23 protein-coding genes and 1 pseudogene are annotated in these 24,477 nt (G+C 63.3%); 10 read left to right on the plus strand and 14 right to left on the minus strand.

Features of this window, described 5'->3' with window-relative positions; genetic code table 11:
• Positions 1-133: 133 nt before the first annotated feature.
• The gene (locus tag GJW30_RS07260) at positions 134-1,018 is read right to left on the minus strand and encodes an ABC transporter permease (protein ID WP_096353579.1); all 885 of its coding nucleotides are present in this window, start codon (positions 1,016-1,018) and stop codon (positions 134-136) included.
• Positions 1,011-1,847, minus strand: a complete 837-nt coding sequence (locus GJW30_RS07265) for an ABC transporter ATP-binding protein (protein WP_096353582.1) — start codon at positions 1,845-1,847, stop codon at positions 1,011-1,013. Before GJW30_RS07265 ends, GJW30_RS07260 begins: the two co-directional genes overlap by 8 nt.
• 186 nt (positions 1,848-2,033) lie before the next feature.
• Here GJW30_RS07265 and GJW30_RS07270 point away from each other — a divergent pair, with 186 nt between their 5' ends.
• From GJW30_RS07270 to GJW30_RS07280, 3 genes are all read left to right on the plus strand, one after another.
• Positions 2,034-3,032, plus strand: a complete 999-nt coding sequence (locus tag GJW30_RS07270; protein WP_096353585.1) for an ABC transporter substrate-binding protein — start codon at positions 2,034-2,036, stop codon at positions 3,030-3,032.
• A 17-nt stretch (positions 3,033-3,049) separates the two neighbouring features.
• Entirely contained in the window at positions 3,050-4,234 is a 1,185-nt protein-coding gene (locus tag GJW30_RS07275; RefSeq protein ID WP_096353588.1) for a fumarylacetoacetate hydrolase family protein, read from the plus strand.
• Positions 4,235-4,308: 74 nt separating this feature from the next.
• Positions 4,309-4,878 carry a hypothetical protein gene (locus tag GJW30_RS07280; RefSeq protein ID WP_172887565.1) on the plus strand — a complete coding sequence of 190 codons (570 nt, stop codon included), beginning with the start codon at positions 4,309-4,311 and terminating at the stop codon, positions 4,876-4,878.
• Here the strand turns inward: GJW30_RS07280 and GJW30_RS07285 are convergent.
• A complete protein-coding gene (locus tag GJW30_RS07285) occupies positions 4,875-5,738 on the minus strand; it encodes a metallophosphoesterase family protein (RefSeq protein ID WP_096353593.1) in 864 nt (287 codons plus the stop codon). The genes GJW30_RS07280 and GJW30_RS07285 overlap by 4 nt on opposite strands.
• A gap of 246 nt (positions 5,739-5,984) precedes the next feature.
• Between GJW30_RS07285 and GJW30_RS07290 the strand changes: the two genes are divergently transcribed.
• Both GJW30_RS07290 and GJW30_RS07295 read left to right on the plus strand, forming a co-directional pair.
• On the plus strand, positions 5,985-6,464 hold the full coding sequence (locus GJW30_RS07290; RefSeq protein WP_096353595.1) for an NUDIX domain-containing protein: 480 nt from the start codon (positions 5,985-5,987) through the stop codon (positions 6,462-6,464).
• Between the two features lie 48 nt (positions 6,465-6,512).
• Complete coding sequence (locus GJW30_RS07295; RefSeq protein WP_096353598.1) at positions 6,513-7,034, plus strand: GNAT family N-acetyltransferase; 522 nt, start codon at positions 6,513-6,515, stop codon at positions 7,032-7,034.
• On the opposite strand, the gene GJW30_RS07300 is transcribed toward GJW30_RS07295, so the two are convergent.
• Positions 7,024-7,521: a hypothetical protein gene (locus GJW30_RS07300; protein ID WP_096353601.1), complete on the minus strand. Its 498-nt coding sequence runs from the start codon at positions 7,519-7,521 to the stop codon at positions 7,024-7,026. The genes GJW30_RS07295 and GJW30_RS07300 overlap by 11 nt on opposite strands.
• An 88-nt stretch (positions 7,522-7,609) precedes the next feature.
• Between GJW30_RS07300 and GJW30_RS07305 the strand changes: the two genes are divergently transcribed.
• The gene (locus GJW30_RS07305; RefSeq protein ID WP_157746709.1) at positions 7,610-8,518 is read left to right on the plus strand and encodes a 2-dehydro-3-deoxygalactonokinase; all 909 of its coding nucleotides are present in this window, start codon (positions 7,610-7,612) and stop codon (positions 8,516-8,518) included.
• Here the strand turns inward: GJW30_RS07305 and ileS are convergent, their stop codons facing one another.
• The 4 genes from ileS to aptA form a co-directional block, all read right to left on the minus strand.
• Positions 8,519-11,551 carry an isoleucine--tRNA ligase gene (gene ileS, locus GJW30_RS07310; RefSeq protein WP_096353607.1) on the minus strand — a complete coding sequence of 1,011 codons (3,033 nt, stop codon included), beginning with the start codon at positions 11,549-11,551 and terminating at the stop codon, positions 8,519-8,521.
• 658 nt (positions 11,552-12,209) lie between these two features.
• Complete coding sequence (locus GJW30_RS07315) at positions 12,210-13,196, minus strand: bifunctional riboflavin kinase/FAD synthetase (RefSeq protein WP_096353610.1); 987 nt, start codon at positions 13,194-13,196, stop codon at positions 12,210-12,212.
• Between the two features lie 187 nt (positions 13,197-13,383).
• The gene (locus GJW30_RS07320) at positions 13,384-14,256 is read right to left on the minus strand and encodes a TIGR01459 family HAD-type hydrolase (RefSeq protein ID WP_096353613.1); all 873 of its coding nucleotides are present in this window, start codon (positions 14,254-14,256) and stop codon (positions 13,384-13,386) included.
• A 212-nt stretch (positions 14,257-14,468) separates the two neighbouring features.
• Positions 14,469-15,815, minus strand: coding sequence for an omega-aminotransferase AptA (gene aptA, locus GJW30_RS07325; protein WP_096353616.1), 1,347 nt, complete (start codon positions 15,813-15,815; stop codon positions 14,469-14,471).
• A 605-nt stretch (positions 15,816-16,420) separates the two neighbouring features.
• Here aptA and GJW30_RS07330 point away from each other — a divergent pair.
• Complete coding sequence (locus tag GJW30_RS07330) at positions 16,421-16,795, plus strand: hypothetical protein (RefSeq protein WP_130364787.1); 375 nt, start codon at positions 16,421-16,423, stop codon at positions 16,793-16,795.
• Between the two features lie 219 nt (positions 16,796-17,014).
• On the opposite strand, the gene GJW30_RS07335 is transcribed toward GJW30_RS07330, so the two are convergent.
• From GJW30_RS07335 to GJW30_RS07350, 3 genes are all read right to left on the minus strand, one after another.
• Positions 17,015-17,245, minus strand: coding sequence for a hypothetical protein (locus GJW30_RS07335; protein WP_096353621.1), 231 nt, complete (start codon positions 17,243-17,245; stop codon positions 17,015-17,017).
• Positions 17,246-17,453: 208 nt separating this feature from the next.
• Entirely contained in the window at positions 17,454-17,852 is a 399-nt protein-coding gene (locus tag GJW30_RS07340; protein WP_245408683.1) for a hypothetical protein, read from the minus strand.
• Positions 17,853-18,072: 220 nt separating this feature from the next.
• A complete protein-coding gene (locus tag GJW30_RS07350) occupies positions 18,073-18,510 on the minus strand; it encodes a VOC family protein (protein ID WP_096353630.1) in 438 nt (145 codons plus the stop codon).
• A 186-nt stretch (positions 18,511-18,696) separates the two neighbouring features.
• Between GJW30_RS07350 and GJW30_RS07355 the strand changes: the two genes are divergently transcribed.
• Both GJW30_RS07355 and GJW30_RS07360 read left to right on the plus strand, forming a co-directional pair.
• Positions 18,697-18,990, plus strand: a complete 294-nt coding sequence (locus GJW30_RS07355; RefSeq protein WP_096353633.1) for an HdeA/HdeB family chaperone — start codon at positions 18,697-18,699, stop codon at positions 18,988-18,990.
• A 120-nt stretch (positions 18,991-19,110) separates the two neighbouring features.
• Positions 19,111-20,964 (plus strand): ABC transporter ATP-binding protein, encoded by a 1,854-nt coding sequence (locus GJW30_RS07360; RefSeq protein ID WP_096353636.1) that lies wholly within the window; start codon positions 19,111-19,113, stop codon positions 20,962-20,964.
• A 227-nt stretch (positions 20,965-21,191) separates the two neighbouring features.
• Here GJW30_RS07360 and GJW30_RS07365 read toward each other — a convergent pair whose 3' ends face one another.
• Together GJW30_RS07365 and GJW30_RS07370 are read right to left on the minus strand one after the other, a co-directional pair.
• Positions 21,192-22,427 carry a DUF1501 domain-containing protein gene (locus tag GJW30_RS07365; protein ID WP_096353639.1) on the minus strand — a complete coding sequence of 412 codons (1,236 nt, stop codon included), beginning with the start codon at positions 22,425-22,427 and terminating at the stop codon, positions 21,192-21,194.
• Positions 22,424-23,833 carry a DUF1800 domain-containing protein gene (locus GJW30_RS07370; protein ID WP_096358707.1) on the minus strand — a complete coding sequence of 470 codons (1,410 nt, stop codon included), beginning with the start codon at positions 23,831-23,833 and terminating at the stop codon, positions 22,424-22,426. Before GJW30_RS07370 ends, GJW30_RS07365 begins: the two co-directional genes overlap by 4 nt.
• A gap of 210 nt (positions 23,834-24,043) precedes the next feature.
• On the opposite strand from GJW30_RS07370, the pseudogene GJW30_RS23190 reads away from it, so the two are divergent.
• Positions 24,044-24,190, plus strand: a pseudogene (locus GJW30_RS23190) (hypothetical protein); the annotation flags it as partial.
• Here the strand turns inward: GJW30_RS23190 and GJW30_RS22825 are convergent.
• The gene (locus GJW30_RS22825; protein ID WP_166743027.1) at positions 24,152-24,469 is read right to left on the minus strand and encodes a hypothetical protein; all 318 of its coding nucleotides are present in this window, start codon (positions 24,467-24,469) and stop codon (positions 24,152-24,154) included. The pseudogene GJW30_RS23190 and the gene GJW30_RS22825 sit on opposite strands and share 39 nt — an antisense overlap.
• Positions 24,470-24,477 lie beyond the last annotated feature (8 nt).

Below are 24,477 nucleotides of genomic sequence, written 5' to 3' on the forward strand. Positions count from 1 at the left end.
CGCTCGCGATTGTAGCTTCGTCATGGCCCGCTTTATGCGGGCCATCCACGTCTTTCTTAGATAGGTCAGAAAGCAAGTCGTGGATGGCCCGGACAAGCCGGGCCATGACGGCGGAAATATTCTCGTTATGCAGTTACTGCTGCATGCCCCAGCGGCGCACGGTTGCGTTCTCGATCGCGCGGAAGATCACGCTCTCGACGAACAGCCCGATGATGATCACCGTAAAGAGGCCGGCGAACACCGACGCCGTTTCGAGCTGATTGCGGTTCTCGAAGATGAACCAGCCGAGACCGCCGGAGCGCGAAGAGACACCGAACACCAGCTCAGCCGCGATCAGCGTGCGCCACGCGAAAGCCCAACCGATCTTGAGGCCGGTGAGGATCGACGGAAACGCTGCCGGTATCAGCAAATACGCAACGTACGACAAGCCGCGTAGGCCGCAGTTTTGTCCCGCCATCCGCAGCGTCGGCGAGACCGACGTGAAGCCCGAATGCGTGTTGAGCGCGACCGCCCACAGCACCGAGTGGATGATGACGAAGACGAGACTCTTGTAACCAAGACCGAACCACAGCAGTGCGAGCGGCAGCAGCGCGATTGCCGGCAGCGGGTTGAACATTGCGGTAAGTGTCGACAGCAAATCCGTGCCGATGCGTGAGGATATTGCGAGCGACGTAAAGATCGCCGCGAGCGCGAGTCCGGCCGAATAGCCCATCAGCAAAACTTGCAGCGACGTCCAGGTGCGTTCGAGAAGCACCCAGCGATTTTCCCACATCGCGGTGAGCATGTCGGCGAATGTCGGGAACAGCAGCGGGTTGCTGACGTATGTTGCGTAAGCCTGCCAGATCGCGACAAGTCCCGCGAGAATGACGAGACGGCGCACCCAGGTCTGCGACCAGATGCGTTCGCCGAACGACAGCGGCCGCTCGACGTCGCCGTAGTTGCCGGATTTGTCGGGCTCGACCGTGCGTTCGGGACGGCGCGGCGGCGACAGCGGACCGCGCGTTGCAACATCAGCCATGCGCGATCTCCTTGGTGAGTGCGGCTTCTTCGACGCGATCGGCGAACAACAAATCGTGCACGCGGCGATGCACTTGCTCGAAGCGCGGCGTGCCCATGTCCGCGAAGGTCAAATCTTCGACATCGATCTCGGCCTTCACCTGACCGGGATGCGGTGACATGACTAGGATGCGGCTGCCGACAAGCAATGCCTCTTCGATCGAATGTGTGACGAAGATCACCGTGAAGCGAACGTCGTTCCAAAGCTGAACGAGTTCTTCTTGCATCTTCCGCCGCGTCAGCGCGTCGAGCGCTGCGAATGGCTCGTCCATCAGAAGGACTTCGGGCTCCATCGCGAGCGCCCGCGCGATCGCGACACGCTGTTTCATGCCGCCGGAGAGCATGTGCGGATAGACATTCTCGAAGCGCGAGAGATTGACCTTGGCGAGCAGGCTGCGCGCATGATCGGTAGCCTGCGCGCGCGTCATATTCTTGTTGCGCAGCAGCGGAAATAGGACGTTGCCGAGCACAGTGCGCCACGGCAGCAGCTGGTCGAACTCCTGAAACACCATCATGCGGTCCGGGCCCGGACGATCGATTGTGCGACCCGAAAGGCGCATCGCGCCGCCGACCGGCTTCATGAAGCCGGCGATCGATTTGAGCAGCGTCGACTTGCCGCAGCCCGAAGGACCGAGCAGCACGAAACGTTCCGCCTGATAGACGTCGAAGCCCACCTTCCACGTCGCGGTGACCAAATGCTGTGCCGTCTTGTATTGCAGCGTGACGTTGTCGACCGTCAGCAGTGGTTTGACGTTTCCTTGCGGCGTATCAACGCCGGTGCCGCTCGCCATTCAGCCCCTCCGCGGGCGCGATACGCTCGCGCCGCCCTTCTTCTCGTTGACCCGCGTGGTTGTCGCGCGGTCTGCGTTGTAGTATCGCCACGGAAAGCATGCGGAAGGCAACCCCTACATTGCCGCCGCCAAGAAATGTGAGCGCAAAGCTCGCGATAAGCGCCGACAAGGCGTCGAGGAGGGAACATGATCCGCTATTTAATGGCAATCGCAATTGCGTTGTTCTCGCTGACGAGCGTGCGCGACGCACGCGCCGAAGCGAATACGGTCCGTCTCGCGAACCAATTCGGCATCGGCTACATGCAATTCATGGTGATGCAGGATCAAGCGCTGATCGAGAAGCATGCCAAAGCGGCCGGCCTCGGCGATGTCAAAGTCGAATGGGCATCCTTCCGTTCGTCCGACGTGATGAACGACGCGCTGATCTCCGGTTCGGTCGATTTCGTTTGCCTTGGTATTCCGGGCATCATCACGATTTACTCGAAGACCAAGGGCTCCGCAGTCGAAGTCAAAGCCGCGAGCGGGCTCAACGTGTCGCCGCTGATGCTTCTCGTGCGCGATCCGAACATCAAGTCGCTCGCCGATTTCAAAGATCAGCATCGCATCGCGCTTCCGGCGATCAAGGTATCGATGCAAGCGATCATGCTGCAGATGGCGGCTGCGAAAGTTTTCGGCGATGCCAAGTACAGCTCGCTCGATCACCTGACAGTGTCGATGGCGCATCCGGATGCAACGGCCGCGATGCTCGGCGGTCAGAGCGAAATTGTCGCAAACTTCTCTTCGGCTCCGTTTCAGTATCGCCAAATGAAGAACAGCGGCATCCGCCGGATTCTCACCAGCACGGAATTGTTTGATGAGCCTCTGTCGTTCAACGTCATCGCGTCGACGTCGAAATTCCGCAGGGACAATCCGAAGCTCTATGGTGCATTTCTCGCGGCGCTTAAGGAAGCGACCGATATGATCAACACCAAGAAGAGAGAATCCGCCGCGATCTATCTGAAGTTAACGAACGACAAGATGCCGGTCGACGACCTCGTCGAAATCCTCGCCGATCCGGCGATCCAGTACACGACGAAGGTCGGCGGCATCAACGCGTTCGTCTCCTTCATGGCGAAGACCGGAACGTTGAAAAACCCACCGGCTGATTGGAAGGATATGTTCTTCCCGGAAGCGCTCGCGAACTAAGACTGTAGGAATCGGAAATGCCTGTCTCGCTTGACCCGAAGACCACGCTGCCGCGCGACGGCTTGACCGGAACCCTCGTCGGCCGTGTGTGGCGGCCCGACGTCCAGGGCCCGTCTGTCGTTGTTCTTCGCCAGGACGGCGTCTTCGACGTCACGAAGGCATTCCCGACGATGCGCGATCTCTGCGAAACGCGCTCGCCGGCCGCGACGGTGCAAGCAACGCAAGGTGAGCGCATCGGCAGTTTCGAGGACATTCTCGCCAACACGCCCGAGCATTCGCGCAACAATGCGAAGCCATGGTTTCTTGCGCCTAACGATCTGCAAGCCGTCAAAGCGGCTGGCGTCACGTTCGCGATCTCGCTGCTCGAACGCGTTATCGAGGAGCAGGCGCGCGGCGCACCTGAGGGTGCGGCGGCCGCGCGTCAGGAAGTCGAGAATGCGCTCGGCGGAAAAGTCGAAGGCCTCAAGCCCGGCTCGCCAGAAGCGATGGAGCTCAAGAAGCTGCTTCAGGCGAAAGGCCTGTGGTCGCAGTATCTCGAAGTCGGCATCGGGCCGGACGCCGAAATTTTTACCAAGGCACAGCCGATGTCGGCAGTCGGCACCGGAGCATCTATCGGCATCCTCCCGATCTCGACCTGGAACAATCCGGAGCCTGAAATCGTCCTCGTCGTTACTTCGCATGGCGAGATCGTCGGCGTGACGCTTGGCAACGACGTCAACTTGCGCGACATCGAGGGCCGCTCGGCGCTGCTGCTCGGCAAGTGCAAAGACAACAACGCGTCGGCCGCGGTCGGCCCGTTCATTCGTCTGTTCGACGCGACCTTCTCGCTGGACGATGTCCGCGCCTCGACTGTGACTTTGTCGGTCACCGGCACGGATGGCTTCGTCCTCGAAGGCGAAAGCCACATGAGCAAGATTAGCCGCGATCCGGTCGAGCTGGTTGAGGGCATGATGGGGTCGCACCATCAGTATCCGGACGGGGCGGTGCTCTATCTCGGGACGATGTTTGCCCCCATCAAGGACCGCGATGCCAAAGGGCAGGGCTTCACGCATCACCTCGGCGATGTGGTCACGATCGCGTCCGAGAAGCTCGGATCGCTCACCAACGTGGTCACGACCTGCGAACAGGCGCCCCACTGGACCTTCGGCAGCGGCGCCCTAATGCGGAACTTGGCCCGCCGTGGCCTGCTGACCGGCGCATAAATCGCTCGAAAAACCGGCGTTTTCCACCATCTGCGGGCTTTTGCAGCCCGCGGGGCGGTGATAATTTGTTAACTATGATGGATCCCGACCACGCTCCCGCCGTACGCGCGGGCGATGTTTCGCCCCTCACGGCGGCGATGCGCGAAGCCCGCATCGAGACAGCCGAGCAGACCGGCGTGGTCGTTGATCTGCACGATGCCGAGCTGGCGCGGCTCGAAATTCTCAACGACGCGTTGTCCCCGATTTTCGCCGACATCCCCCCGGAGATTCAGATCTTCGATCGCGGCATCACGCAGGGCCGCCAGCCCCGCCTCTGGCTCGATTCGGTCGCGCACGTGGAAATGGGCCGCGACAAGCGCGTCTATCGCTTCTTGCTGGATTCGCATCTCGGTCGCCGCATCGGCGCGGAATCGACTGCCGTTGAGCCGATCGTCCAAGCGGTCACACGCTATGTCGCGCGCCGTCTCGTCGAGCGCGAGCGCGCCCTCGCGGCCGGTCCGGCACCGAACGTTGCCGAGCAGCGTTTTTTTGCCGAGACGCACCGCCGCCGCAAATGGCGCGGCGTCGGATTGTTCGCGCTCGGTGTGCTGGCCGGAGCGATCGGCCTCTTGGCGATCGCCTGGTTTCTCCCGCCGCACTACTAACCGAGCGGCAGTGACGTCCGCGCGCTCTCGGTGATCACGCTGGAGCGCCAGCGCCGTGAGACGATCTCGCAGCGCCAGCCGTCTTCGTTCGAGAAGCCGTAGAGATTGTAGCCCGCAGTCTCCGAACCCTTCGTCATCGACGCGGACGGCACGCCGAACACTGGAACGCCGCCGATCCATGTCAGCGCACCGACATGCATGTGTCCGTGCAGAACGGCCGCAACACGATGTCGGCCGATCAGCGCGCGAAAAGCGTATGCATCGAGCAGCAGCTTGTGCTTGTCGTGCGGGAACGTCGTAGGCGGATGATGCATCAGCACGACGACGGGTTCGCTCGCATTGTCCAACTCTGAGAGCACAGCATCGAAGCGCTGCATCTGCTCGGGCCCAATCAAGCCAGTCGCGCGGAACGGCGGCGTCGGCACCGCTGTCGATAGTCCGACCAAAGCAACACCGCCCCGCCGCCGCACGAACGGAAACGACGCGCTGCCGTCATCGCCGCGCATGTAGTCGCCCCACTGCGCCGCAGCGTGACCCATTGTCGCGCGCACGTAAGCGTCGTGATTGCCCGGCACGAGCGTAACGTCGTGCGGAACGCCGACTTGCGACAGAAAGTCGCGAGCCGCCGCGAACTCGCCCGGCAGCGCGACGTTCACGAGATCGCCGGTCAGAGCGATGTGATCCGGCGCTTGCGCTTTCAAATCCGCGAGGATCGCAGCGAGCGTTTCGATGCGGTGTTCATGGCGTCGTCGGAACGACCAATTGGCAAATCCGATCGCGCGCTTTCCCATCAGCTCGCGAAAGCGCGGGCGCGGCATGGACGGCAGATGTGGATCGGAAAAGTGCGCCAAACGAAGCATTCGGCGCACGCTAGTGTAATTCGCCACCAGCGCAAAATCGGGATCGCCATGGACAAAATAAAACGGCGCCCCCGGGGGGAGGGGGGCGCCGTCGTCGCGAGGTTATTGAGGGAGGACAACAACCGTCGCGTGGACTTAGTACGTAGGTTGTACGCGAGCGTTCGCCAACGTCGCCGCGGCATCACTGCCATGCATGCGCCGCGCAGCTTTGTTGGCGAAAGTCCGTAGGTGTGACATGACGGCGTCATGCTGAGCCGCTTCCGACAATTTGCCGAACCGGCGATCCGCCGCGTTCTCCATTTTTACTGGCGCTTCGCGCGCGGCATGACGCTGGGCGTGCGCGGCATCGTTCTCGACGCGCAAGGCCGCGTCTTCCTCATCCGCCATTCCTACGTGCCGGGCTGGCATCTGCCCGGCGGCGGCGTCGAGACCGGCGAAACGATGATACTGGCGCTGACGCGCGAGTTGGAGGAGGAAGGCAAAATCGTCTTCACGGCCCCGCCGCCGCTTTTCGCAATTTACTTCAATCTCCATGTTTCGCGCCGCGACCATGTCGCGCTGTATGTCATCCGCGACTTCAAGCAGACCGAAACGCCGAAGCCGAACCGCGAGATCGTCGAGAGCGGCTTCTTCCCCTTCGATTCGTTGCCGGACGGCACGACGCAGGGGACTCGCCGCCGCATCGCCGAGGTCACCTCCGGCAGCCCGCCAAGCCCGTATTGGTAGGCGGATGGACGGAGCCGCCCCGCAATGCTATCGCGGGCCGGAACTGCCATGAACGATCTGACCTTCACCATTCGCCAAGAGACCGCCGCCGACGCCGAGGCGATCGAGCGCCTGCACGAGCGCACGTTCGGCCCCGGCCGCTTCGCGCGGACGGCTTTTCGCATCCGCGAGAAGGTCGGACACCGCATCGACCTCTCTTTCACGGCGCGCGTCGGAACGCTGATGGTCGGCTCGATCTGGCAGTGTTCGATCACGATCGGTGAGACGCCGGCTCTGTTTCTTGGCCCGGTCACCATCGAACCGGCCTTTCGCGGCCGCGGCATCGGCCAGGAGCTCATCCGCCGCTCGCTCGAAGAGGCGACCAAACTCGGCCATCGCCTGTGCGTATTGGTCGGCGATGAGCCATATTACGGAAAGCTCGGTTTCAAGCTGATCGAGAAGAAGCGCGTGACGATGCAAGGGCCGGTCGACCCGGCGCGCCTTTTGATCTACGAGCTAGAGCCTGGCGCCTTCGAGGGCGTAGCAGGCGTTATCCGCCCCGATTGGAACGGCATCGGCGTCATCGGGTAAGTTCGACAGTATCGCGTTCGCGGCAGCTGATCGCGGTGTATTCGCCGCTGATATTCTTCATCCCGATATTGCGCAGATCTTCCAGCACATGCTGCTGCTCGCGCAGCTTGCAGAGATTTTCCTTGGCGAAAGCTTCGAGGGGCGCACGATCGCCGGTGACGCGGAGGATCGCGCCGATCCCCTCGTTCACGCAGCAGCCGATATACTTCGTCAGATACTCTTCCTCGACCACGACAAGCTCCTGACCGAGGAAAGTCGCCGGCCGTTTGACGATGCGATAGTCGGTGTAGTCCATCCGCCGGTCTGGTTTGAGCGCCAGCACCTTCTCGCGCACCAGGGCACGGATCGCTTCGCCGGGTTCCTTGATCCTTTTCTGCTCCACCTTCGAATACGCCATCGCCTGCATGAGTTCGGCCTCGGCCTTGTTCTCCTGAGCCATCGCGGCGAAAGGCAGGACGATCAGCAGGGCGGCGAGCAGAACTTTCATCGACAACCTCTCGAAAACAGCACGCTTTGCATTAGCGGCAGGACGTGGCGAAATGTGGAGCAAATGGCAAGCCGGGAGGAAGCCAGCCATGGACGTCGCGTGGATCGCGGTCGATTGGGGCACGAGCAACGTGCGCGCTTGGGGCATCGCGCCGAATGGCGACGCGGCTTTTGGAGTTTCGTCCGATCAGGGCATGTCGCGTCTCGCGCGCGCGGATTATCCGGCCGTGCTCGGCGAATTGCTGACGTCCGAAATCGACATCGACGGCGATCTCTTGGACGTCGTGATCTGTGGCATGGCCGGCGCGCGGCAAGGCTGGTGCGAGGCGCCGTATCTCGAAACGCCGGCGCGGCTCGATGATCTCCTGCAATATGCCGTGACGCCCGATATGCCGCCGTCGCGTCTGCGTCCGCGCATTCTGCCGGGCGTGTGCCAGCGCGGCGGCAATGACGATGTCATGCGCGGCGAGGAAACGCAGCTGCTGGGTCTGATCGCGCTCGATCCGAAATTCGAAGGCATCGTCTGCATGCCGGGAACGCATGCGAAATGGGTCGAGCTGCGCGATCGCCAGATCAAGCGCTTCGCGACCGCGATCACCGGCGAATTGTTCGAAGTGCTGAGTGTGCATTCTGTGCTGCGGCATTCGCTCGGCGGCGAGATCAAAGAAGACGAGCGTCAGGCCGGAACGCTCGAAGGATTGCAGCGTGGTATCGAAGCCCCGGAAAAACTCACATCGACGCTGTTCCGTACACGCGCCGGCGCGCTGCTATCCGGACATTCGCCGAGCTGGTGTGCCGGCTATCTTTCTGGACTGTTGATCGGTGCGGACATCGGCGGCCAGCGCGATTGGATCGGAAACGCAGAGATTCCGCTGATCGGTGGGGCTACGTTGAGTCGCACCTATCAGGCCGGGCTCGAGATGATCGGCGCGCGCTCACGTGTCGTCGATGCGACGGAGGCCACGCTCACGGGCCTCCGCGCTTCTTACGTCGCGTGATTACTCCGCGCCTTTCGGCAGCGCTTCCCACTCGCGCATCGCGACCGCGTCGCGTGGCGTGATGTCGGGGTAGGCCGCATCGGCGGTCGCCGGATCGAAGTAGCGCCACGATCGCGCGCACTTTTGCCCGTCGGCGCGCTGCGACACGACAGAAACGCCCGGCACTTCGGGCATGCGGAACGCATCCGCCGGACCTTCGCCCGAAACCAAAGTCGCGGCCGACGTGATGCACACTTCGGCAAAATCGATATCGGAGACGGCCGCAAACAATTCCGCGTCCGCAATGTGAATCGCCGGAGCGGCTTCGAGCGACGAGCCGATCCGCTTCTGCGCGCGCTCCAACTCCAGCGCGCCGGTGACGACGCGGCGTACGCTGCGCACCTTGCGCCACTTCTCGGCCAGCCCGTCGTTACGCCAACCTGCCGGAAGCTCCGCGAAGGTCTCGAGATGCACCGAATTCGTGTCGCCCGGATGCCGCGCGATCCACGCCTCGTCCGCCGTGAAGCACAGCATCGGCGCGAGCCATCGCACTGTGTGCTCGAACAGACGGTCGATCACGGTCAGCGCCGCCTTGCGCGTCACCGACGAGATCGGATCGCAATAGAGCGTATCCTTGCGGATGTCGAAGTAGAACGCTGACAGGTCGATATTCATGAAGGCCGCGAGCGTCGCGAAAATGCGCTTGTAGTCGAAATCGCGATACGCCTGCTCGACCTGTTCGCCAACTTCGGCGAGACGATGCAGCATCAGCCGCTCAAGCTCCGGCATCGTGTCGACCGCGACGCGATCCTCGGGACGGAAATGCGCGAGCGAGCCGAGCATCCAGCGGATTGTGTTGCGCAGCTTGCGATAAGTTTCCGCCGTGCCCTTCAGGATCTCCGGGCCGATGCGCAGATCGTCCGCATAGTCGGAGGCGCAGACCCACATGCGCAGGATGTCGGCGCCCGAAGTCTTGATGATGTCCTGCGGCGCCGTCGTGTTGCCGAGCGACTTCGACATTTTGCGCCCGTTCTCGTCGAGCACGAAGCCGTGCGTCAGCACGACATCGAACGGTGCGCGGCCGCGCGTGCCGCAGCTTTCCAGCAGTGAGGAGTGGAACCAGCCGCGATGCTGGTCCGAACCTTCGAGATACATGACGGTGTCGTTGCCGCCGTCGACCTTGCGTTTCGTGCCCGCGAGCTGCGGGAACGCGACCGGGTCTTCTAGCGTGAAGGCGTGCGTCGACCCTGAGTCGAACCACACGTCGATGACGTCCGTGACTTTCTCGAAATCCGCCGGATCGAAATCGGGTTGGAGGAAGCGCGCGCCGGATTTATCGGCGAACCACGCATCGCCGCCCTCGGCGAGGAATGCGTCGTAGATGCGCTGATTGACGCGCGCATCGCGCAGCACGTCTTTTTCTTTCAGCCCGTGTTGCGGCAAGTCGCGCTTGGCGACAAACACACTGATCGGCGTGCCCCAGGCGCGCTGACGCGAGACGACCCAGTCCGGCCGGTTCGCGATCATGCCGTTGATGCGGTTCTCGCCCGCCGCCGGCACCCACTGCGTTTCCTTGATTGACGCAAGCGCAACATCGCGCAGCGTCGGCTGATTGCTGCCGGCGCGCGATGTCGCGCCGCCTTTGCCCGCGTAGTCGAACGGCTGGTCCATCGCGATGAACCACTGCGGCGTATTGCGGAAGATGACCGGCTTCTTCGAGCGCCACGAATGCGGATACTGATGCTTGAGGCGGCCGCGCGCGACCAGCGCATTGGCTTCGATCAGTGCCTTGATCACGGCGTCGTTCGCATCGCCTTTCGCGCCCTTGTCGGTGATGACCCGCGCAGCGCCGCCTTCGCGATCCGGCCCGAAGCCCGGCGCGTCGTTAGTGTAGAAGCCGTCTTCGTCGACCGTGTACGGGATGCGCGGGTTGATGCCGCGACCGGCGAGCATTTTTCCGCTCGCCATCCAGATATCGAAGTCTTCGCGGCCGTGGCCCGGCGCGGTGTGGACGAAGCCCGTGCCGGCGTCGTCGGTGACGTGATCACCGTCGAATAGCGGGACGTCGAACGTGTAGCCGAGCGCTTGCAACGGATGCGCGCAGGTAACGTGCGCGAGATCGTCCGCCGTCACATCCGCGACCTTGCGGAACACGATCTTCGCCTTGTCGGCGACTTCCTGCGCGAGTTTCTCCGCGATGATGTAGCGCGCGCCTTTCTGCGGGCCAAAATCGTTCGTTGCCGACTCGACCTCATAGAGCGCGTAGGCGATACGCGACGAATACGAGATCGCGCGGTTACCCGGGATCGTCCAGGGAGTCGTCGTCCAGATGACGATTGCGGCTTGTTTGAGTGCGTCGTTCGCGGTTTGCTTCACCGGAAACGCGACCCACACCATGTCGCTCTGATAATCTTCGTATTCGACTTCGGCCTCGGCGAGCGCGGTCTTCTCGACGACGCTCCACATCACGGGCTTCGAGCCGCGATACAGCAAGCCGTTCTCGGCGAACTTCATGATCTCGCGCGCGATGACCGCTTCGGAGGCGAAATCCATCGTCGAGTAGGGATGATCCCAATCGCCTTCGACGCCGAGACGCTTGAACTCTTCCCGCTGCACGTTGAGCCAATGCGTCGCGAAGGCGCGGCATTCGGCACGGAATGCGTTGATCGCGATTGGATCGGAGAAGTCAGGCTTAGCCTTGCCCTTCGCGCGATACTCTTCCTCGACCTTCCACTCGATCGGCAGACCGTGACAATCCCAGCCCGGCACGTAGTTGGAGTCGTGGCCGAGCATCTGCTGCGAACGCGTGACGACGTCTTTCAACACCTTGTTGAGGGCGTGGCCGATATGGATGTTGCCGTTCGCGTAGGGCGGGCCGTCATGCAGGATGTAGCGCGGGCGCTCTTTCGCGACATCGCGCAGCCGGTCGTACATCTTGAGCTTCGCCCAGCGCGCGAGCAGCTCCGGCTCCTTCTGCGGAAGGCCGCCGCGCATCGGGAAATCCGTCTGCGGCAGAAATAGTGTTTCGCTGTAGTCGCGTGCTTTGTCGGTCATCTGTGGCGCTTTGGAAATGAGTGGCGATACGGGCGGAAAGTCCCGGTCTTCCGCAGCGCGGTCCTTGGCGCATGATCCACGTTCGGGGATCATGCGTGGCGCGTCAGGCGGAAGCCGGGCCGATAATCGGCCGAATGATGCTGCGCAGTATCGTCATGCCGGGTCTTCTAATGCATCGTTGCGAAAAGTGGAAACGCGTTCTCGGGAATTAGCCAACGCTTCGCACCCGGTTTGGCGAGGGCGCCGGCTGCCCCTTGTCCCTTTCCGTCCCCGCCGAAACCGGAATGGAGCGCCGGGAGGCGCCAGGGCGCCGACGAGCGCCCTTCAGAGCGGGTGGCGACCCGCTCTCACGCCTCACGCGGACACCGACATTACTGCCGGGCCGCGCTTAGGAGGCGTGGGGTCCACATGACGCGGGACCCAGCGCCTCCCGGCGCTCCACATACGGCCCCGCCTCTAGATGCGAGATCGTCATAGATATTTATTCCTATAAAAGAGCTAGGTCAAGCACTTCTCTCCGCCCTCATCCTGAGGAGGACCGCGTAGCGGTCCGTCTCGAAGGATGGGCGGCCTCGTCCTTCGAGACGCAATGCGTGCTGGCTTCGCCAGCCAGCATTGCTCCTCAGGATGAGGCCGAGCTGACACGGAATGAAGTGTTTTAGATCTGCTGGATCGAACGCGCAGCCGGGCGCGATTTGGCGTCGTCCTTCACGAGGATCGCGCGCGCTTTCGCGACATCGTCTTTCATCTGGACGATCAGCGGGTCGAGCCCGTTGAATTTGAGCTCCGGCCTGATCCAGCCCGCGAAGGCAACGTCGATCGTCTTGCCGTAGAGGTCGCCCGAGAAATCGAAGATGTAAGTCTCGAGCAGCGGTGCGCCGTTGTCGAAGGTCGGGCGGCGGCCGAAGCTTGCGACACCGTCATGCGTCTTGCCGTCGATCGTCACGCGCACCGCATAGATGCCGTGGCGCAGTCCGCAGGCCGGATCGAGTTTCAGGTTCGCGGTCGGGAAGCCGAGATCGCGGCCCCGCTTCTCGCCGTGCTGCACGACGCCGCTGACGAACCACGTATAGCCGAGCATCGCGTTGGCGTCGGCAATGCGGCCGTCGCTGAGCGCCGTGCGGATTTCGGTCGACGAGAAGGTCTGTCCGCCGGCGCGCTGCTGCGCCACGACCTCGACGGCGAAGCCGTGCTCTTTGCCCTGCGCGATGAGAAAGTCCGGCGAGCCGCCGCGGCCTTTGCCGAAATGAAAATCGTAACCCACGACGGCGCCGTGGATCGCAAGATGTTTGACGAGGATGTCGCGAACGAACTCTTCCGCCGTCAGCGACGCGAAGGCCTTGTCGAAGGTCAGCACGATCGCGCCGTCGAGGCCGGTCGCGGCGAGCACCTGCAGCTCGGTGTTGCCGTCGGTAAGCCGGAACATCGGCACGTCGGGCCGGAAAAACACGCGCGGATGCGGATCGAAGGTGAGCACGACGGCGGGCGCTTTTAACGTTGCGCCGAGTGCGCGCGCCGCATCGATCACGGCGCGATGGCCGCGATGCACGCCGTCGAAATTCCCGATGGCGACGACAGCGCCGGAGAGCGCGCTGCCGGCCGGCGGCAGTCCGCGCGAAACGAGGAATGGCTTGGTTGCACTCATGGTGCCACGAACTCGGCGCGCTCCCTCCCCCGGAAAGGGGGAGGGTTGGGGAGGGGGTCACGTAGCGATGACCGGAGCGGGTCATACAGCGACGACCGAGTTGACGAAAGACCCCCTCCCGCCGCTTCGCGTCGACCTCCCCCTTGCAGGGGGAGGTGGGTGCCCGGGACTTGCGCCGAGCGCTCGCTCACCACTTCAGCGCCTGCATGACGGCGCGCGGGTGAACGCCCGACACCGCGAAGAGGCTGGCGAGTTTCTCAAGCTCCGGAGAATCGCGATGGCCGAGCTCTTCGGCATGAATGCCGGAGGTGACGAACACGCAATCGATGCCGGCATCGGCCGCGCCTGTGAGGTCGGTGCGCACCGAGTCGCCGACCGCGACGATGCGTTTGCGATCGACCTTGGCGTGACGCATCTCTTCCGCGACCGCGTGCGCGAGATCGTAAACCGGCGCGTGCGGCTTGCCGGCATACATCACGGGCCCGCCGAGCTTCTCGTAGAGATCCGCGATCGCTCCCGCGCAGTAGACGAGCTTGTCGCCGCGCTCGACGACGAGATCCGGGTTGGCGCAGATCATCGGCATATGCCGGCGCAGCATTTTTTCCAGCGTCGGGCGATAGTCGTCCGGCGTTTCGGTCTCGTCGTCGAAGAGGCCCGAGATGACCACATAGTCGGCTTCGTCGATCAGCTCCATACGCGGCGCATCGAGCCCGCCGAACAGTCCGTGATCGCGTTCCGGCCCGATGTGGAACACCGGCACGCCGGCGCGCTTGCCGATCTCCGCAACCGTGATGTCGCCGGACGTCACGACGCGATCGTAGGCTTCGCGCGGCACGTTCAGCGCATCGAGCTGCGCGACGAGCCGATCGCCGGGACGCGGCGCATTGGAGAGAAGGATGACGGTGCCGCCGGCTGCGCGGAAGCGCGTCAGCGCATCGCAAGCGTCTGGCCAGGCGGCGGAGCCGTTGTGAACGACGCCCCAGACATCGGAAAAAACAACGTCGTATGCGGGCGCGAGCGTTGCGAAATGATCGGTGAGGGAAAGTCTGGGAATGGTCATTACTAAATCTCTCGCAGCTCCCCGCCAAAATCGGCGCTGCGATTCTTGCGTTCTCTCCCCCCTTGCGGGGGAGAGACAGAGAGGGGGGTAATACTAGCTCCGATTTCGCGGCTCACCCCCCTCCCTGTCCCTCCCCCGCAAGGGGGGAGGGAACCAAGGAGCCGAGAGGTATGAGCGAACACGGACACTAAAGTAAGTTAGAGATAAGTCCCTTACATCACGGCCTTGATGACGCGGCGGGTCTTGTCGACCATCTCGTCGATCTGGGCTTCGGTGACGATCAGCGGCGGCGACATCGCGAGGGTGTCGGCCATGCCGCGCAGCATGATGCCTTCCTCGTGGAAGCCGTGGCCCATCGCTTCGTAGCCGCGCTTGCCGAATGCATCCGGCTTCGACGCGAGATCGATGCCGACCGTGAGGCCGACCTGGCGGATGTCGAGCACGCCCGGCTCGTCCTTGAGCGACATGACGGCGTCGGCCCAATACGGCTCGAGCTTCTTGGCGCGATTGAAGAGATCTTCGTCGCGATAGACGTTGAGCGTCGCGAGGCCGGCCGCGCAGGCGAGCGGATGCGCCGAGTAGGTGTAGCCATGGAAGATTTCCGGCATATGCTCGGGGCCGTTCATGAACGCATTGTAGATTTCGTCGCGCACGACGATGCCGCCCATCGGCACCGAACCCGACGTCACGCCCTTCGCGAAGGTCATGATGTCCGGCGTCACGCCGTAACGCTCGGCCGCGAACGCCGCACCGAGCCGGCCGAAGCCCGTGATGACTTCGTCGAAGATCAGCAGGATGCCGTACTTGTCGCAGATCTGGCGCAGGCGCTGCAGATAGCCCTTCGGCGGAGGCAGCACGCCGGTCGAACCCGACATCGGCTCGACGATGACGGCTGCGATCGTTGCGGCGTCGTGCAGTGCGACGATCTTCTCGAGATCGTCGGCAAGGTGGGCGCCCCACTCGGGTTCGCCCTTCGTGAACTGCTGATGCTCGCGATTGTAGGTGTGCGAGAGGTGGTCGACGCCCGGCAGCATCGCGCCGAAAAAGCGGCGATTGGCGACCATGCCGCCGACCGAGATGCCGCCGAAGCCGACGCCGTGATAACCGCGCTCGCGGCCGATCAGGCGCGTGCGCGAGTCCTGGCCCTTGGCGTGGTGATACGCGATGGCGACTTTCAACGCTGTGTCGACCGCTTCCGAACCGGAATTGGTGAAGAATACGTGGTCCATCGTCTTCGGTGCGAGATCCGCGATGCGGCTCGCAAGTTCGAACGACATCGGATGCGCGAACTGGAAGGCCGGCGCGTAGTCGAGTTCGGCAGCGCTCTTCTGGATCGCTTCGACGATCGGCTTGCGGTTATGGCCGGCGTTGACGCACCAGAGAGCCGCCGAGCCGTCGATGATGGCGCGGCCTTCCGGCGTGTAATAGTGCATGTCCTGCGAGCGCGAGATGAGCCGCGGCTTCGCCTTGAACGAACGGTTCGGCGTGAACGGCATCCAGAACGCTTCGAGGTCGTTCGGCACTGCCACGGTTTGATCTTGTTTCTTGGCCAGCGACATGGCGCCTCTCCGTCGGTTTCAAGCGGGAAAACGTTAAGACAGAGCGTTAGCAGACAAACGGTCGCCCTCGCAATGTGCGAACGCGCGCGGCAGCCGCGCGAAGGCATGAGAAAAGCGGCGCTCGCTTGGCGACGCCGCTCACCAGATCAGCAGGTTTCGGATGGTCGGCTTAGAAGCGCGAAGCGACCGCGTCGCTGACCATCACGGCCGCAACCAAGAAGACGATGGCAGTGGTGCTGCCGAGCAGCCAACCGATCAGTTGCAGGCGGGTTTTATCGACCATGACGGATACTCGGTACTCTCAAGAGTTCGGTTCGTTGGCGCCGGCTCTCCAGAGGAGAAGCGTGGCGAGGATGAGGACAGCGAAGACGGCGCTGGCAATCGGGAAAATCAACATGGCGGCGACAGTGATCCAACTTCGTTGATGCATAGATAACGATTCGCTGTTTCGAGAAGTTGTCTCGGCATATTTCTGTTCCGAAATGTGCGTTAACGCGGGCGCTGATTGTTTGGGCAGTCGTTAACGCGGGCAGGCCTGCGGCGATGCGCCATGCAACCGACCTCGGCGTCCCTGCGTTGCCCCTGGGGTAATGAAGGAGAGCGCCATGAGTGAAGACCGCAAATTCGACCTAAGCCGCCGGACGGCGCTCATTTTGGTTGTGATTTCGCCGTCTCTGGCTTGGGCGCAGAGCGCAACGCCGGATGCCGAGGGTGATTTGCGACTCACGCCGGCCCAGCGCGACCTCATTTATTCGAGCATTTCGAACCAAAAGCACGTCAGTACGGCCACCCCGCCGACTTGGCAGCCGAAAATCGGCGATACGGTGCCGCAAGGCGTCGAAGTGATCGCGATGCCGCCCGCGCTGACGGAAGCGATTCCTCAGGTAAAAGGGTATAGCTGTGCGTTTGTGGGTGGGCAGGTGATCATTATTCAGACCGAGAAGCGCACGGTGGTCGAGCTGATCACGCAGAAGGCGTGAGCGTCGCCCGCTAGCAAAGCCTTTCGGTCGTCATGGCCCTTCTTGTCCGGGCCATCCACGTCTTACTTCCTCGCTGGCCCAGCCAAGACGTGGATGGCCCGCATGAAGCGGGCCATGACGGAGTTCTGATCGTTAAACCCCTCAGCACAAAAGAAAAACCCGGATCGGGGGCATCCGATCCGGGTCAGGAAGTCTGGAGGTAGTGTAGGCTTACAGGTATTACTGAACCGTACGGGCCGGGGCAGCGGCGACGGTGCAGGTCGGGGACGCCGCTTTCGACGGGTCCGAGCAGTTGATCGCGCGGTGCACGGTGGGGCTAGCCACCTGAGCGCCGGCGACAGTCGGGTTACGCGAAGCGGTCTGCGCCAGCGCGACGATGATCGTCAGCGCAATGAGGGGCAGCGCGAGAAACCGCGGCGAGAAGATCGTTTGGGGCGACAGTTGGAACATTGTGACGGTCCCTGTGGCTCGGTGGCCTGTTGTCCCCTTTATGAGCCGCTCCCGTTTCGGCCGAATGTCGTCAATGTTTCCGGAACGTTTCAGCGAACGATTTTTGAATCTTTTTCGCGTGAAAGTTGTCTCGGCTTGGGAAACGCCAAAAAGAAAGAGCGCCAGGCGGGGCCGGGCGCTCTTTTATTCTTTCGCGGGATAAAGCGGGTTAACCGCGGTCGCGTGGCGGCGTTACGGCCGTCTTCCACTGGCCCATGCTGTCCAAAATCACTTTGGCGGACGACATCGCGGCCTGGCTGACCTGCGCATAATTGGCGATCTCGCGCTGGACGCGTTCGCCTTCGGACTTGAGATAATCGCGAACGACGGTCAGCTCGCTGATCAGCTGGTCGAGCTCCTTGATCGACGTGCCGCCGACGCGCTCGATCAGCGCGTTGAGGTTCTGCGGCTGATTCTCTGGCTGCTCCCGGCGCGGCGTCTGCACGTCGCGGCGAACGAAGTCGCGGATTTCGCCCTCGACATTGGCAACCATGGCGGCTGCCTCTTCGGGAGAGCGGTTAGGCTCTTCGGTCCGAGCCGGCTTCTGCCCCGGATTGGGTGTGTTCATTTAAATCTCCTTTGCCCCATGAAGTCGCGGCTCGCCGTTGGTGAGGAGCCGCCCGTCCGCGGTTCGCGCACGCATCGCTGCGCCCGTAACCGCTATCGTCCCCGTTATCTGCCCGGCATCCGGCCCATTGTGTCCCCTGGCCGGCAACTTCACACCAGCGTGACAATTTTTTTGCAGCAACATTGCGGCGGTGACCGAACGCCACCCGCATTATGAGCGGCTATTTCTTCGCCTTTCGTTGCCGTGCGCGCTTTTTCTTCTCGGTCATCTCGCCGTAGCGCATGCCTTCGAGCTTGAGCCCGTCCGGGTCGCGGAAGAAAACCGCGTAATAATCCTCATAATATTCGTCCGGCGGATCGACGATTTCGGCCTTCTTCTTTTCGAGGAAAGCGCCCAGCGCATCGACATCCTTCCGGCTGCGCAGCTGGAAGGCATAGTGATGGAAGCCGACATCGCCCTCGCGAAACTTCCGCGCGCCGGACTTTGCCTCGCTGATCCAGTAGCGGGTTTTGCCGTTGGTCCAGCCGATCATGCCCGTGTACTCGTCGAGCACTTTGAAACCGAGGAAGTCGAACAGGGCGCCGTAGAACGCCTTCGACTTTGCGAAATCGGAAACCCGGATGACGAGGTGGTCGATGCCGACGACGCGGGATGGCATGTTTATGTCCTGGATGCGCGAGTTGAAGCTCCCCGACGATCAACGATGCTTTGCCCCGGCCGTTCCGGCTTCTGCGTGACCGCCCTTAAGGTTGACGGGAAAATACGCCGCCCGACAGCCGAGCCAGCTCTGGCCACCTCATGAAACGCGGCCCTATAGTACCTCTCCCGCTAGAGAGGAAAAACAATGAAGAAACTCGCAATTCTGTCGCTCGTCGCCGCCGCCCTGATGTCGGCCTCGCCGGCCTCGGCTCAGAAGCTCGATCTCTCCACCGTGAAGTGCAAGGAGTTCATGACCTCGGGTCCGGAGAACATCGCCTTCATCATGATGTGGCTGCAGGGCTACTACAGCGACGAAGACGCATCCCCGATTGTCGACTTCGATAAGATGAAGGAAGCCATCGCCAAGATGGGCGAGTACTGCACGAAGAATGCTGACAACGGGCTGATCACCGCAGCCGAAGAAGTCCTGCAGAAGTAACGAGCGTCACGAAGCAGCCATGAAGGCCGCTTAAGCGGCGCCATCCATTCTGCGAACGACGGCCAACCGCGCGGCACTTCCGCGCGCGCGTCCGCGTCCGCGCTGTGTATGAGCCGCACAATGTTCGCGATTTTCGAAAAGGCGTTGCACCCGACGCAACTCGACCCGCAAGGCGGACCGCCTTCGGGTCTTGTCGCGTTCTATTGGCACTATGCGCGGCAGGCGAAGGGGCTCTTCGCGGCACTGTTCGTTGCCGGCTTCACGGTCGCGCTGCTCGACGCGACGATTCCGGTTTTCATCGGCCGCATCGTCACGCTGGTGACGAGTTCGACGCCCGAAAAGTTATTCGCTGACCACAGCGCGCTGCTGATCACGATGGCGATCGTCGTGCTGATAGCGCGCCCGGCCGCGATCCTCGTGCAGAACCTATTCGCGCATCAGGCAATCGCCGCGAACCTTACGAACCTGATCCGGTGGCAGACGCATTGGCACGTCGCGCGCCAATCGTGGGCGTTCTTCCAGAACGATTTCGCCGGCCGCATCGCCAACAAGGTGATGCAGACCGGGCCGGCCTTGCGCGAAAGCATCGTCGCGCTGATCACCGGCGTTTGGTACATTCTCGTTTACGGCACCAGCGCGATCGTGTTGCTGGCCGCCGCTGATGCATGGCTCGCGCTGCCGGTGTTCCTGTGGTTCGCGGCGTATGGCGTGCTGCTGCGCCTTTTCGTGCCGCGCATGCGCGATCGCTCGAAGAATGTGTCGGAAGCGCGCTCGATGCTGACCGGCCGCATCGTCGACACCTACACGAATATTCTGACCGTGAAGTTGTTCGCCCGCGCGCGCAACGAAGACCGCTACGTGCGCGACGCGATCGGTGAACACACGAACGCGTTCCACGCGTCGCTGCGTATGAACACGCTGTTCAGCTACTGCCTCTCGACGCTGAATGCCGCGCTGGTCACCAGCGTTGCGGCGCTGTCGTTGTGGCTGTGGTCGCGCGGCACGGTCGGCGTCGGCACAGTCGCGATGGCGATCCCGCTCGCGTGGCAGATCATCAGCGCGGCCGGCTGGGTCGCGTATCAGATCACGGCGATCTTCGAGAATATCGGCGTCGTGCAGGAAGGCATGACGGCGATCGCGCGTCCGATTGCGCTGCAGGATCGCGACGGCGCGGGCGAACTCGCCGTGTCGAAGGGTGAGATCAAGTTCGAGGATGTCAGCTTCGGCTATGGCCGCGAGGTCGGCGTCATCAAGGACTTCTCGCTGACCGTGCGCGGCGGCGAGAAGATCGGCGTCGTCGGCCGCTCCGGTGCCGGCAAGTCGACGCTCGTCAATCTGTTGCTGCGTTTCTTCGATGTCGAGAGCGGGCGCATCCTGATCGACGGCCAGGATATTTCCGCGGTGACGCAGGAGAGCCTGCGCGCGCAGATTTCCGTTGTGACGCAGGATACATCGCTGCTGCATCGCTCGATCCGCGACAACATTCGCTACGGCAAGCCCGACGCGGACGATGACGCGATCGCGCGCGCGGCCGAACTCGCGCATGCGCACGAGTTCATCACCGGCCTCGAAGACTATCGGCAGCGTCGTGGCTACGACGCACAGGTCGGCGAGCGCGGCGTGAAGCTGTCCGGTGGCCAGCGCCAGCGTGTCGCGATTGCGCGCGTGATCCTGAAGAACGCGCCGATCTTGGTGCTCGACGAGGCAACCTCCGCGCTCGACTCCGAGGTCGAGCAGGCGATCCAGCAGAGTCTCGAAACGCTGATGGCCGGCAAGACCGTGATCGCGATCGCGCATCGCCTCTCGACCATCGCGCAGATGGATCGCCTGGTGATCATGGATCACGGCCGTATCGTGGAGCAGGGCTCGCATGCCGAATTGCTGCGCGCCGGCGGCCACTACGCGTCGCTATGGCGACGTCAGTCCGGTGGTTTTATCGATGCCGGTGCCGAGGCGGAAGAGGCGGCGGAGTAAACGTTCGTGCCGAGCTGGCCTTAGTTCAACAGCCAGGCGGTTCTAGCGTCCCTCTCCCGCTTGCGGGAGAGGGTGGCGGCAGCCGGGTGCGGGGAGCTTCAAACTCTGAGCGTGCCGCTTGCCCTCACCCCAACCCTCTCCCGCAAGCGGGAGAGGGAGCGCGCTGAATCCGACGCATCAGTGTCGATTTCATCAATGCTGTGGGTTCCAGCGCAGAAGCCGACTCGCTAGACCAACCCATCGAGCGGTTTGACGTTTTCGCTGCCTGGGAACACTTTTGTGCCGAGCGCTTTCGCATCGACGCGGACGTGATCGCGAAGCAAGCCCTTCATCACGGCGCGCAGATCCGTCGTCGGCTTCAGATCGCGGCCCTCGAACAGGTTCGCGACCTCGAGGCCCGGCCAATCCGCAATCACGCGGCCGCCTTTGAGCGCGCCGCCTGCGAGCAGGGCGGTCGTCGCCGTGCCGTGGTCGGTGCCCTCAGTGCCGTTGATGCGCGCCGTGCGGCCGAATTCGGTGATCACCGCGACCACGGTGTCCTTCCACGCGCCGCCCATCTCGGTCTCGATCGCCGCGACCGCACCGTCGAGCGCGCCGAGAAGCGACGCGAGGCGGCCGTTCATCGCGCCCTCGGCCGCGTGTGTGTCCCAGCCATCGAAGGCGAGCGCGCCGATGCGCGGGCCATCCGGCCGGGCGAGAAACTTCGCCGCGGTGCCGGCGCTTTCGGCGAAATAGGCGCGCACCTGCGCGGCGCCGCCGGGGCGCGGGGCCCCCGGCTGCGGCGGCTGCATCTCACCGGCTTTGGCGATTGCAGCGAGCCCGACGCGCTCTTCCAACGCGCGCGCCAGCAGCGGATCGGAGTGGCGATAAAGATCGAGCAGCCGCATCAGCGTCTCGTCGCTCGTCGGCGGCAGGCGCGGCGGCGTCCAGGACAGAACGCGCGCCGGCCCTCGCGCGATCAGCGGCGTAACTGGGCCGACCGCGAAGGCTTCACGCCCGCCCGGATTGGCACGCCCGCCGGGCTCGAGCGCCGCCAGCGCGCGGTTGAGCCAGCCGGTGTCGACCGCACCTGCGCGCATTTGGCCGCTTTCAAGAATGTCCTGTCCGTCGAAGTGCGAGCGCTCGCGATACGGCGTCGCGGCCGCGTGCACGATGGTCGCTTGGCCGGCTTGGTAGAGCCGGTGGAAATTTGGCATCGCGGGATTGAGGGCGAAGAAATTGTCGAGCCGCAGCGCCGGCGTCTGCGTGTCGAGCCGCAGCGCATGCTCGCCGCGCAGCGCGATCCAATCCGGATCGCCGACCGGAGCGACGGCGGCGAGCCCATCAAGCGCGCCGCGCAGCACGATGACGAGAAGGCGCGGATCGCGCCCCTCGGCCTGCGCGAGTTTCGGCATATAGGCCCAGGCGAATAATGCGCCGGAGGCGAGCAGCAATTCGCGGCGTGTCGCGGCGTGCATCGTCATCTCCTCAAGAACTCGGGCGCCATCAGCGCGAGCGTGATGGCCTGTTGACGGCTCTCGGCGCGCGCGACGGCTTGGCGTGTGTCCGCCGACGCGAGCGAGCCAAGCGCGGTGTCGAGCAGCGCGGCAGGTTCGAGCCGCTCGCCGACGCGGCGGCCGAAAGCATTCGCGATGTCGAGGCGCTGCGCGAGTCCGTCCATCCACGCGGCCGCATCGTCCGGAAAGCCCTTCGGCGACGGCGGTCGCCACAGTGGCTCGCCGAGCAGCTGTTGCGATTGTACGATGCGCGGCACTTCCGGCTGCAAGCCGGTGCTGCGCAGGATCGCCATCGCCCATTCGGCCGGCTTCTTGATCTTGCTGCGCTTCTCGTCCCACGCTTCCGGCGCTGTGACGAGCGCTTTCGCAACCTCTTTGAGATTGCCGTCGCTGTCGCGGAAGCGTTTGGCGAGGCGCTGCACCAGCGCGTCGGGCGGCGTATCGGAAACGAAATGCCGCGCGAGTTTGCGCGCGACATGGCGTGCCGTGTTCGGATGGCGCGCGAGATCTGGCAGCACGGCGCGCGCTTCGTCGCCGCCAGCCTCCGGATAGCTTCGGCCAAGGATCATCTTCGCGTCGGGCTCGTGCCGTCGCTTGATGAAGGTGACTTCGCCGCCGCGATCCGGGTCGCTGTCGATCGGCAGAATCGTCCAGCCGGTGAGCACCTTGGCGAAGTTGGTGACGTCGTCCTGCGTGTATCCGCCGTCGACACCAAGCGTATGCAGCTCGAGGATTTCGCGCGCGAGGTTCTCATTCAGCCCGCGCCCGCGGTTGATGCCCGCGACGGAATTCGGCCCGATCGATTGCGCGTTGTCGAGATAAAGCAGCATCGCGGGATGCAGCGCTGACGTTTGCAGCATGTCGGCGAAGCGGCCGAGCACGTGCGGACGGATCACTTCGCGCTCGTAGCCGCCCGAGCGGCCTTGCGTTTTATCGACCGAAACGCAGAAGTGGTTCGACCAGAACCAAACCAAACGCTCGACAAAGCCGGTCTCGGACGCGAGCACCGCATCGGTGCGCGCGCGGACTTCTTGCTGGAACAGCTTTTGCGGCAGAGCGGGACCGGGCGGCGGCTCGGCCATCGGGGCGGGGGCCGTAACAGGTGGCGTCGCAGCAGCGCCCTGATTCTCCTGCCGTCTCTTGTCGCGAGCCTCGGCCGCGCGGCGTTCGGCTTGGAAATCGAAAATGGCGCGCGCGGCTTCCGCGCTCGTCGGCAAGCCTTGGCCATTGATCTGCCCGGCGCCAGGCTTGTCGAGTTCCGCGAGCAATGCACCGCGCGGATCGGTCGCGATCGCTTTCAGCGAGCCGGCGCGTGGGCCGAAGCCGAAGCGGTGGAGTGCAAGTGCCGCAGTTGCTTGACGATCGAGAGCCATCTCCATCCTCACAGTTGCGCACATTTTATATCCGGCGGGACCCAACGCCGAGTTAAACTTCAGCCATGTTGGTACATGACCAAGCGGATAAAATTGCGGTAGGATCGCGGCAGCGGCGCCACCGGATGTCCCATGACGGCCCTCTACGACGCGTTCATCTCCTACAGTCACGCCAAGGATAAGCCCGTCGCTTCTGCGTTGCAGGGCGTGATGCAGGCGCTTGGCAAGCCGTGGTATCGCCGCCGCGCGCTGCGCATCTTCCGCGACGATACATCGCTCGCCGCGACGCCCGAGCTATGGCCGACGCTCGAGCAGATGCTAGACCGCTCGCGCTCCATCGTACTGCTGCTCTCGCCGCAATTCGCAGCGTCGAAATGGTGCGGCATGGAGGTGGCGTGGTGGCTCGAACACAAGAGTGTCGACACGATGCTGCTCGCCGTCACCGACGGCGATCTTGTTTGGGACGAAGCCGCGCTGGATTTCCGCTGGGACGACCGGACACCATTGCCGGCGCTGCTGCGGGGCAAATTCCGCGCCGAACCGAAGTGGATTGATCTTCGCGGTCATCGCGATGCGCCGGACCGCAGTGATACGAAATTTGTCGAAGCCGCCGCCGATCTCGCTGCCGCGATCCACGGCATGCC

This window comes from Variibacter gotjawalensis (assembly GCF_002355335.1).
GTDB classification, from domain to species: Bacteria; Pseudomonadota; Alphaproteobacteria; order Rhizobiales; family Xanthobacteraceae; genus Variibacter; species Variibacter gotjawalensis.

Excerpts from the sequence above, each read along its gene's own strand:
- GJW30_RS07295 (WP_096353598.1), top strand. The coding sequence starts at position 6,513 with ATGAACGATCTGACCTTCACCATTCGCCAAGAGACCGCCGCCGACGCC.
- GJW30_RS07280 (WP_172887565.1), top strand. The coding sequence starts at position 4,309 with ATGATGGATCCCGACCACGCTCCCGCCGTACGCGCGGGCGATGTTTCG.
- GJW30_RS07340 (WP_245408683.1), bottom strand. The coding sequence starts at position 17,852 with ATGAACACACCCAATCCGGGGCAGAAGCCGGCTCGGACCGAAGAGCCT.
- GJW30_RS07300 (WP_096353601.1), bottom strand. The coding sequence starts at position 7,521 with ATGAAAGTTCTGCTCGCCGCCCTGCTGATCGTCCTGCCTTTCGCCGCG.
- GJW30_RS07350 (WP_096353630.1), bottom strand. The coding sequence starts at position 18,510 with ATGCCATCCCGCGTCGTCGGCATCGACCACCTCGTCATCCGGGTTTCC.
- GJW30_RS07275 (WP_096353588.1), top strand. The coding sequence starts at position 3,050 with ATGCCTGTCTCGCTTGACCCGAAGACCACGCTGCCGCGCGACGGCTTG.
- GJW30_RS07315 (WP_096353610.1), bottom strand. The coding sequence starts at position 13,196 with ATGAGTGCAACCAAGCCATTCCTCGTTTCGCGCGGACTGCCGCCGGCC.
- GJW30_RS07270 (WP_096353585.1), top strand. The coding sequence starts at position 2,034 with ATGATCCGCTATTTAATGGCAATCGCAATTGCGTTGTTCTCGCTGACG.
- ileS (WP_096353607.1), bottom strand. The coding sequence starts at position 11,551 with ATGACCGACAAAGCACGCGACTACAGCGAAACACTATTTCTGCCGCAG.
- GJW30_RS07265 (WP_096353582.1), bottom strand. The coding sequence starts at position 1,847 with ATGGCGAGCGGCACCGGCGTTGATACGCCGCAAGGAAACGTCAAACCA.
- GJW30_RS07335 (WP_096353621.1), bottom strand. The coding sequence starts at position 17,245 with ATGTTCCAACTGTCGCCCCAAACGATCTTCTCGCCGCGGTTTCTCGCG.
- GJW30_RS07290 (WP_096353595.1), top strand. The coding sequence starts at position 5,985 with ATGCTGAGCCGCTTCCGACAATTTGCCGAACCGGCGATCCGCCGCGTT.
- GJW30_RS07305 (WP_157746709.1), top strand. The coding sequence starts at position 7,610 with ATGGACGTCGCGTGGATCGCGGTCGATTGGGGCACGAGCAACGTGCGC.
- GJW30_RS07260 (WP_096353579.1), bottom strand. The coding sequence starts at position 1,018 with ATGGCTGATGTTGCAACGCGCGGTCCGCTGTCGCCGCCGCGCCGTCCC.
- GJW30_RS07320 (WP_096353613.1), bottom strand. The coding sequence starts at position 14,256 with ATGACCATTCCCAGACTTTCCCTCACCGATCATTTCGCAACGCTCGCG.
- GJW30_RS07370 (WP_096358707.1), bottom strand. The coding sequence starts at position 23,833 with ATGGCTCTCGATCGTCAAGCAACTGCGGCACTTGCACTCCACCGCTTC.
- GJW30_RS07355 (WP_096353633.1), top strand. The coding sequence starts at position 18,697 with ATGAAGAAACTCGCAATTCTGTCGCTCGTCGCCGCCGCCCTGATGTCG.
- GJW30_RS07285 (WP_096353593.1), bottom strand. The coding sequence starts at position 5,738 with ATGCTTCGTTTGGCGCACTTTTCCGATCCACATCTGCCGTCCATGCCG.
- GJW30_RS07330 (WP_130364787.1), top strand. The coding sequence starts at position 16,421 with ATGAGTGAAGACCGCAAATTCGACCTAAGCCGCCGGACGGCGCTCATT.
- GJW30_RS07360 (WP_096353636.1), top strand. The coding sequence starts at position 19,111 with ATGTTCGCGATTTTCGAAAAGGCGTTGCACCCGACGCAACTCGACCCG.
- GJW30_RS07365 (WP_096353639.1), bottom strand. The coding sequence starts at position 22,427 with ATGACGATGCACGCCGCGACACGCCGCGAATTGCTGCTCGCCTCCGGC.
- aptA (WP_096353616.1), bottom strand. The coding sequence starts at position 15,815 with ATGTCGCTGGCCAAGAAACAAGATCAAACCGTGGCAGTGCCGAACGAC.